6 protein-coding genes are annotated in these 8,450 nt (G+C 51.6%); 5 read left to right on the forward strand and 1 reads right to left on the reverse strand.

Annotated elements, in window-relative coordinates; translation table 11 throughout:
• The 5 genes from IQ235_RS11850 to IQ235_RS11870 all read left to right on the forward strand — a co-directional run.
• The coding region (locus IQ235_RS11850; protein WP_264321671.1) for a DUF1800 family protein at positions 1-318 on the forward strand (318 nt) is incomplete at its 5' end.
• Positions 319-453: 135 nt separating this feature from the next.
• The gene (locus tag IQ235_RS11855; RefSeq protein ID WP_264321672.1) at positions 454-1,671 is read left to right on the forward strand and encodes a DUF1501 domain-containing protein; all 1,218 of its coding nucleotides are present in this window, start codon (positions 454-456) and stop codon (positions 1,669-1,671) included.
• A 123-nt stretch (positions 1,672-1,794) separates the two neighbouring features.
• Positions 1,795-2,088: a regulatory protein SipA gene (gene sipA / locus IQ235_RS11860; RefSeq protein WP_405196666.1), complete on the forward strand. Its 294-nt coding sequence runs from the start codon at positions 1,795-1,797 to the stop codon at positions 2,086-2,088.
• A 442-nt stretch (positions 2,089-2,530) separates the two neighbouring features.
• A complete protein-coding gene (locus IQ235_RS11865) occupies positions 2,531-3,292 on the forward strand; it encodes an SIMPL domain-containing protein (RefSeq protein WP_264321673.1) in 762 nt (253 codons plus the stop codon).
• A 718-nt stretch (positions 3,293-4,010) separates the two neighbouring features.
• Positions 4,011-7,616, forward strand: a complete 3,606-nt coding sequence (locus IQ235_RS11870; RefSeq protein WP_264321674.1) for a PAS domain S-box protein — start codon at positions 4,011-4,013, stop codon at positions 7,614-7,616.
• Positions 7,617-7,684: 68 nt separating this feature from the next.
• Here the strand turns inward: IQ235_RS11870 and IQ235_RS11875 are convergent.
• A partial coding sequence (locus tag IQ235_RS11875; protein ID WP_264321675.1) for an aldehyde dehydrogenase family protein occupies positions 7,685-8,450 on the reverse strand: 766 nt, incomplete at its 5' end.

Consider the following 8,450-nt stretch of genomic DNA (forward strand, 5'->3'; position numbering starts at 1 on the left):
ACTCAAGAGCCGAAATTCGGTCGAGTTGTTAGCAACCTCACCCAACTGAGTATGCCCCTATTCGGCTGTCGGACACCCGACGGGTATCCCAATACCGAAGAAGCTTGGTTGAGTCCAGATGCTACGATTCGGCGAGTTAATGTAGCAATTGCGATCGCCAAAGGTCGATTTGGGAATAACGAAGAAGTCGAACCCGAGTCGCTGTCGCGCACCTTGGGAAATGCCTTCTCAGACAATACCCAAGAGACGATCGCCTCAAGTCCGAAATCTTTACGCTCTTCACTTATTCTCGGGAGTCCGGAGATGATGTATCGATGAGGGATGAGAACCTTACCGACGTAGGATAATCGCCAATCTTCTTCTAACTTCGCGCCCTTTGTGTCTTTGTGGTTTCTTACCATCGGTATTTTTTGGGTCAGAAGAAAATAACCATCAACCATTGACGATCGAGCTATGAAACGACGAAAATTTTTACACTATGCCAGCCTTCTCGGTGCTGCCGGAACGATCTGTGTGGGAAGCCATGGGTGGGTCGCCCGAAGTTTGGCCGCACAAAGCCACCAAAAACGCCTGATCGTTATTTTCTTGCGGGGGGCGATCGATGGTCTGAGCGTGGTGGTTCCCTACCGCGAAGCCGACTATTACGAACTCCGCAGAGGAGTGTCCGTTCCCAAGCCGGGGGAAGAAGATGGGGCGATCGATCTCGACGGTCAGTTTGGCTTGCATCGATCTCTCGAAGCTCTGATGCCATTGTGGGAAGAGAAAAGTTTGGCCTTCATCCACGCCTGCGGTTCCCCCGATTCCACCCGTTCTCATTTTGACGCTCAGTTCGATATGGAAACCGGAACCCCAGCCGAGCAATCCACAACCGATGGCTGGATGAATCGCGTTCTGGCGGTACTCCCTCACGGAACTCCCACCCAGGCAGTCAGTGTCGGTACGACCACACCTTATATCTTGAAAGGGTCGATGGCGGTGGCGAATCTACCCAGGGGTCGCGGTGCCGGTCGGGAGTTAACCATCGATCGACCGGAAGTGAATGCGGCATTCGATCGCCTATACAGTGGCAGCGATGCCCTGGCTCGAGCCTATCGAGATGGGGATGCCGCACGGGAAATTCTGATGGCCGAGTTGCAAGCCGAAACCCAAGAAGCCAATGCCGGCGCACCTCCTCCGGAAGATTTCGTTCGCAATGCCCGCCGGATGGCCCGATTGATGGTTGGAGACGCTCGCACCCAGCTCGGATTTTTGGAGTTGGGGGGATGGGATACCCACATCAATCAGAAAGGTCGCCTCAATCGCGCCCTCAAACCCGTGGGAGAGGGATTAGCCGTTTTGGCGCGCGAGCTGGGTTCCCTCTACGAAGATACGGCGATCGTGGTGATGTCGGAATTCGGTCGTACGGTGGCGGCCAATGGTAACAGCGGCACCGATCACGGTTACGGAAACGCCATGTGGGTACTTGGAGGTGGCATTCGCGGCGGTCGGGTACTTGGCGAGTGGCCGGGCTTAGCAGAGTCCCAACGGTATGAAGGGCGAGATTTAGCAATTACGACGGATTTTCGAGATGCGATCGCCCCGCTGTTGACTCAACATCTGCAAATTCCAGAAACAAAATTGAGCGATATTTTTCCCGGTTTTCAAGCCAATCCGAAATTGACCTTGCTCTAAAAGCCGATCGGAACAAGACTTCGGTCGAGCTTCTTTTCCATCTGGGTCGGGGCAGTGGATAATGATGGATAACGAGCCGACCTCAAAACGCTCGATTTCCTTCGATCGCGCATCAAATGCCAGGTGAAACGAACGGTCGCGCCCGGTCGGGTTCAATTCCTCAAAGGATTAACAGCGAATTGGAGTGCCAGGATGAAAGAATTTGCAGTTGGAGACAAGGTGCGAGTCGTCACTCTACCCCCTTACCTAAAAACCGCCGATCCCATGCCGATGCTGCGCCCCCCCAATTTGATTGCGGTGGGGGAAGAGGGAGTGGTTCTCGCTTGCAATCCCGGTGGCTATTGGAGCGTGCGCTTCGAGCGCGGGGCTTTTTTGCTAGAAGAGTCGCTCGCCGCTTCCCCCGCTTCGGACTCCTGATGAATCGCTCCCAGGATGAGGAGACTTCGGAATTTTGAATTGATGCCGAATGTGTAATAAACGCTCGAACTCTGACTTTTTTGTAATTTGTTACAACCCGTTCTGCGTTCCCCACCTTCTTCAGGGTTTTAGATATAACGCTTCGGCATCAGTTTATTTACACAATCGATGAAACCGGCTTTTTCCATTCCCCATTCCCCATTCCCGAACCCGCAAAACTTGTAACGAAAAGGGCGCGAACTACTATAACTCACATCAGACGTAATTTTGAATTTGAAACTCTACACCTTCTGCTCCATATCCGATCGCAATGCTTGGGTTGTCAGTGGGTCAATTGCATCCTACGCTAAATTTGACAGGATCGATCGCACCGGATAGATTCTCCAACAGATAAAAACTTTGCGTCCGTTCCCATCGATTTCTAACGTGAGGAGTATTTCAAATGAAAGCCATCGGATTCTCAAATGTTCTCGTTGCTGCGGTTGCCTCCACTGCAATGGCGACTGGGTTATATTTTTCGAGTTCTGCCACAGCTACAACAACCTCGCAGGGCAAACCCCAGCTTTCTCAGCTATTTACTGGCGACCGACGGATGATAACCACCTACGGTCGGGGGATTGCCAGTGCCACAGCCGAAAAAGCGGAAATCAGACTGTATTTCAATCGCCCCGAAACCTATCTCGAAGATGGCTCCCTCAGTCCTAACGAACCGATTGCCCGAGCTGAGATGCAGCGGATCGTGGAAACTTTGATGGCGGCTGGAGTGGCTGAAGATGCCGTGGAAATCGATCTTAATCCCTCCGAGCCTTATTATTACGGTCCTAGTGGGGCGAACTTAGTCGTGACGTTGCTCGATCCCACTCAAGAAGAGATCGATCGCATCCTCCAGATTGCTCAAGCTATCAATCTCGATGATGAGAACTTGTACTACAATTACTCCAATAACTACTGCTCGCTCGAAGATGTGACCGGACTCGAAAATGAAGCTCGCATATCAGCCATTGAAGATGCGCGGCGTCGGATCGATGCCATGGCAGGAGCACTGGGCGTTCGGGTGATGGATGTGCTCGCTGCGGTCGAAGTTCACAGCTACACTCCCATTTCTACTTCGTGCTATCCCGCAGATAATTCGATATCTGGCGATGATGGGCGACCGACAGTGCAAATCGAACTGGGGATTTTGGTAACTTACGGCATCCGTTAAACGGGTTGGGTAGCAGTTCGATGGCGATCGCGCTCTATTTCGGGTGCGATCGTAAAAGCCGCAAAGAAGAGAGTTTACCTAAAGAAATACGGGAGACTCAAAGCCCCCGTGTTTGAAGCGGGGGATGAAATGAATAGGGATTTTAGGGAGTTTCTACCGGCGCTCGCTCACGCGATTCAAGAGCGATCGCCGACACGCGTTATGGATTATCTCGTGTTTGCGTAGATCTCGATCGGTTTGGAATGAGATGGGGAATGACCATTCGTTAAAGGTTAAGCAATTTGACCAAATGTCAAGTTGATTGGATTGAAGAGCTAGATCCCTTTTAGGCTATAGTTTTTCACGATCTCCCTCTTGTACGCAGGGGCACAACGACCGGCGAGCGCGACCGGGAGGCGTTTCGTCCCCCACCGGGGGGATTGGGGGGAGACCCCCGCGCGTGCCGGGTTTTGGGTCAATGATTGGGAAGTTGACAAAGTGAATATAACCTTAACCTTTCACCAATGGGGAATGACAATCGCCCATCAGATTGTGGAAGATAGACATAGGGAACCCTTACCTGTCTTTCAAAACTCGTTGGGGGAAAAGAGTTTGAAATTCGACTGCTACCGATCGAGTATCAAGTCGATGTTTTTTCCTCCAATACATCCATTTTTCTGACTGGGTTACCCGTTTTATCGAGATTTGAGGTATTGACCTCCTTTAGTACGTAAGACTTATGCCCGATCGAAGCGATACGCCCTCATTGAGTACTCACGACCTGGCAAAGTACCTTCGCCTGGCACTCGAACAGATGCCTGCAGCGATCGCGATCCTCGATCGCCAAATGTGCTACGTGGCGGTTAGCAGGCGCTGGAGATCGGATTACGGACTTGGCGATCGCCATTTGGCGGGACGGTCTCACTACGAGATCTTTCCCGAAATCGGCACTCGATGGAAAGCCATTCACCAGAATTGTCTCGCCGGCGCGATCGAAAAATGTGAAGAGGAAGCCTTTGCTCGCGAGGATGGCAGCATCGATTGGCTGCATTGGGAGGTGCGCCCCTGGTATATCGAAGCTGGAGAAATTGGCGGTCTGGTCATGCGAACGGAAGTGGTAACTCAACGCAAGCAAGCCGAACTCGCCCTGCAAGCTGCAAATTCTCAACTAGAGGCCAAAGTCAAGGAGCGTACGGTGGAGTTGGAGCGAACCGTTGCCCAACTCCAGCAAGAGATTGACAAGCGCCGAGCGGCAGAAGCGACCCTGGCAAGAAGTGAGGCGAAATATCGCCACTTGGTTGAAAATGTGGAAGATACGATCTGGTCTTGCCAGCCGGATGGAACGCTGACCTATCTTTCTCCAGCATTCGAGAAAATGTTCGGTCTCGATCGCTCCGAATATGTAGGATATTCCTTTGCGTCCCTGGTGCATCCAGAAGATTTACAAACAACTGTGCTCTCTTTCAACCAGGCGATCGAAACTGGAGCATCAGTTCAAAGTCAGGAATTTCGCCACCAATGTAGAGATGGTTGTTGGCGGTGGGTGGTGTTTAATATCTCGGTGTCTCACGATCGAGATGGTAATATCGCCGTAGTTCAAGGCACCCTTAAAGATATTAGCGATCGCATCGCAGTAGAAGCCAAACTGAGACAGCAGCAGCAACTCCTACAGGCGGTCGTCGAGAATACCAACGCTTGTATTTTTGTCAAAGACTATCTCAATCTCGACGGTCAGTACATCCTCGTTAACCAACGAACCGCAGATATATTTGGCATTCCTCGGGAAGCCTCTTGCGGCAAAACCGACTACGAGCTATTTCCTCAAGAAATGGCCGAGCAACTCGACAAAATCGATCGAGAGATTCTCGAAACCGGCAAGCCGTTTCAGATGGAAGAGGACATTCCTCAAGCCGATGGAACGCACGTGTTTCAGACTCATAAGTTCACGATCGAGGATGAAGCGGGTCGGCCTTACGCCCTTTGTGGAGTGGCGACGGATATTACCGATTTCAAAGTCATGGAAGCGGCGTTGCGGGAGAGCGAAGCCCAATTCCGCTCTTTATTCGAGCAGGCAGCTGTGGGAGTTGCCAAAATTGGGTTGGACGGTCGGTGGCTGATGGTCAACCAGAAGCTTTGCGATAGTTTGGGGTATACGGCAGACCAGTTGCAAGGATCGAGGCTTTACTGGGAATCGATCGCCCCGGAAGATCGAGCGGTGACCGAAGAGCAATGGCAAGCCTTACATTCGGGTCAGATCTCGAGCTACTCTCAAGAAAAACGCTACCTCCGTCGGGATGGAACGCCGATTTGGATGCAAACCACCACCAAGTTGGTGCGAGACGCGCGCCAGGAAGCGCAATACTTGATTAAGGTCATTGAGGATATCGGCGATCGCAAGCGTCAAGAAGAAGCCCTACGTCTGATTGTAGAAGGTACGGCATCGAAGACTGGGGAGGCTTTCTTTCGTGCTTGCGTTCGATATCTCTCTGCAGTTTTGCAAGTGCGATACGTTCTCATCGCGCAATTAATACCGGGGAACGAAATAAGAGCGCAAACGCTGGCATTTTGGAAGGGAGACAACTTTGGCGATCGTTTCGAGTACGACTTAGCCCAAACCCTTTGCGATGATGTATATAAATGCCAAAAGCTACATCTATATTCGAAGAACGTACAGTGTATTTTTCCTGACGATCCCGACTTAGTGGCGCTCGACGCTCAAAGCTATGCAGGTATCCCGGTTGTAGATAGACGGGGAAATACCTTGGGACTGATAGCGGTATTGGATACCCAACCCATGGAATGGGATACAGATTTAGAATCTTCGATTTTGCGAATTTTTGCCGCGCGAGCAGGTGCGGAAATCGAACGAATGCGCTCGGAAGCAGCACTTCTGGAAAGCCAGCACCAATTGCAACAACAGGCACAGCGAGAAAAGATTCTCAATCAACTCACCCAGCAAATTCTCCATTCCCTGGACTTTAGCACGATCGTCGATCGAGCTGTTCGGGAGATTCAACGGTTTCTAATGGTCGACCGCTGCCACTTTGCATGGCATACCGTCGAACCAGACGGAGAGTATTGGGATGTGATGGATGAAGTGAGATCGCCCGGTTTGCCCAGTTTTGTCGGTCGCCATCGGGTAGCAGCATTCGGCCCGCTCTGCGCACTCCTGTTACATCGAAAAACCCTACGAATTGACGATGTACGCGAGGTTGAAAATCGAGAGGTTCGAGAGTTTTTGCAGCAGTTGGGCAATCAGTCGATGTTGGTGCTGCCGGTGTTAGATAATTCAGGGAGACTGGGAATTATTACTTGCATCCACGTTAGGAAAGTGCGACCCTGGACGGAAGATGAGGTGGAATTGCTAGAGGCGATCGTCACCCAGTTGGCGATCGCCCTCGATCGGGCAGAACTTTTCACCCAAAGCCAAACGAAGGCCTCTGAGTTAGCGATCGCCTTACAAACTCTGCAACGCACTCAAGCCCAACTGGTTCAACATGAAAAAATGTCGAGCTTGGGTCAATTGGTGGCGGGTGTGGCTCACGAAATCAACAATCCCGTGAGCTTCATTCACGGCAATTTAGTCCATGCAAAAGACTATTTGCAAGACTTACTGGGCTTAGTCGATCTGTACGAACGAGATTACCCCGAACCCACTCCAGAAATTGCCCAGGAGATCGAAGCCATTGAATTGGCGTTTCTCAAACGAGATTTTGTCAAATTGTTCCAATCGATGAGTGTCGGCACCGATCGCATTCGCGACATCGTCAAATCGTTGCGCACTTTTTCTCGACTGGATGAGTCAGAGGTGAAAGAAGTAGACCTACATGAGGGCATCGAGAGTACTTTAACCATTTTACAAACCCGCTTGCGATCGCAATCTGGGCGACAGGAAGTTCAAGTGGTAAAAGACTATGGCCACCTGCCCAAAATCGAGTGCTGTGCCGGACAACTCAATCAAGTTTTTATGAATATCCTGGTCAATGCCATCGATGCCCTTGAAGAACGCGATCGCCAGCGTACGCCCGCTCAAATGAAAGAGAACCCCAGTACCATCCACATTCAAACGGACGCTATTGGCGAAGGAGACAGTGACGGGAGAATCCTAATTCGCATTCGCGATAACGGGTCGGGCATCGACGATGAGGTGCGATCGAAACTATTCGACCCCTTCTTCACCACCAAACCCATCGGCAAAGGAACGGGGTTGGGACTGAGCATTAGCTATCAAATCGTAGTCGATCGCCACCAAGGACAGCTAAGCTGCAATTCCATCCCCCGAGAAGGAACCGAATTTACCATCGAAATCCCATTTCTGAATTCCGAATTCGGAATTCAGAAATGAGGGAATAGTTAAGAGTAAGCGCGCTCATTGCCCCCGAAGCCTCCGAAGCCTCCAAAGCCCCCGAAGTTCTACATCTTCACCGTCACCGTCTTCACTTCGGTGTACTGCTGCAATCCGTATTCGCCCAATTCGCGACCCATACCCGACTGCTTGAATCCGCCGAAGGGGGCAGCCGCATCGAAGACATCGTAGCAGTTTACCCAGACCGTTCCCGCCCGGACGGAATGGGCGATGGCGTGGGCTTTAGTGAGATCTTGCGTCCACACCGCAGCTGCTAAGCCGTATATCGTGTTATTCGCCCGCCGCACCACTTCATCGATATCTTTGAATTTGATGATGCTCATCACCGGGCCGAAAATCTCTTCGCGGGCAATGGTCATGTCGTCTTGCACGTCGGCGAAAACCGTGGGTTTGATAAAGTAGCCGCGATCGCCTACTTGAGTTCCCCCGCAAAGCATCTGCGCCCCTTCGCGCATCCCAGCTTCGATGTAACCCATCACCCGATCGAACTGCACTTTATCAACCTGAGGTCCCTGCATGGTGTCGAGATCGAAGGGATTGCCCACGGTGCGACGGGCGGCACCTTCGACGGTTTTAGCGACGAATTCGTCGTAGCACTTTTCTTCGACAAACACTCGCGAACCGGCACAGCAGCACTGTCCTTGATTGAAGAACAACCCAAAATGCGCCCCGGCAAGTGCTTGTTCCATGTCGGCATCGGCAAAAATAATGTTGGGACTTTTGCCGCCGAGTTCGAGGGTGACGCGCTTGAGGTTGCTTTTGGCTGCCGCTTCCATAATCAGGTGTCCCACTTCCGTCGGTCCGGTAAAGGCC

The sequence above is a fragment of the Zarconia navalis LEGE 11467 genome (genome assembly GCF_015207075.1).
GTDB classification, from domain to species: domain Bacteria; phylum Cyanobacteriota; class Cyanobacteriia; order Cyanobacteriales; family Geitlerinemataceae; genus Zarconia; species Zarconia navalis.

What these genes read in the sequence shown, in the direction of transcription:
- IQ235_RS11855 (WP_264321672.1), top strand. Translation starts at nt 454, where the DNA reads ATGAAACGACGAAAATTTTTACACTATGCCAGCCTTCTCGGTGCTGCC.
- IQ235_RS11865 (WP_264321673.1), top strand. Translation starts at nt 2,531, where the DNA reads ATGAAAGCCATCGGATTCTCAAATGTTCTCGTTGCTGCGGTTGCCTCC.
- IQ235_RS11870 (WP_264321674.1), top strand. Translation starts at nt 4,011, where the DNA reads ATGCCCGATCGAAGCGATACGCCCTCATTGAGTACTCACGACCTGGCA.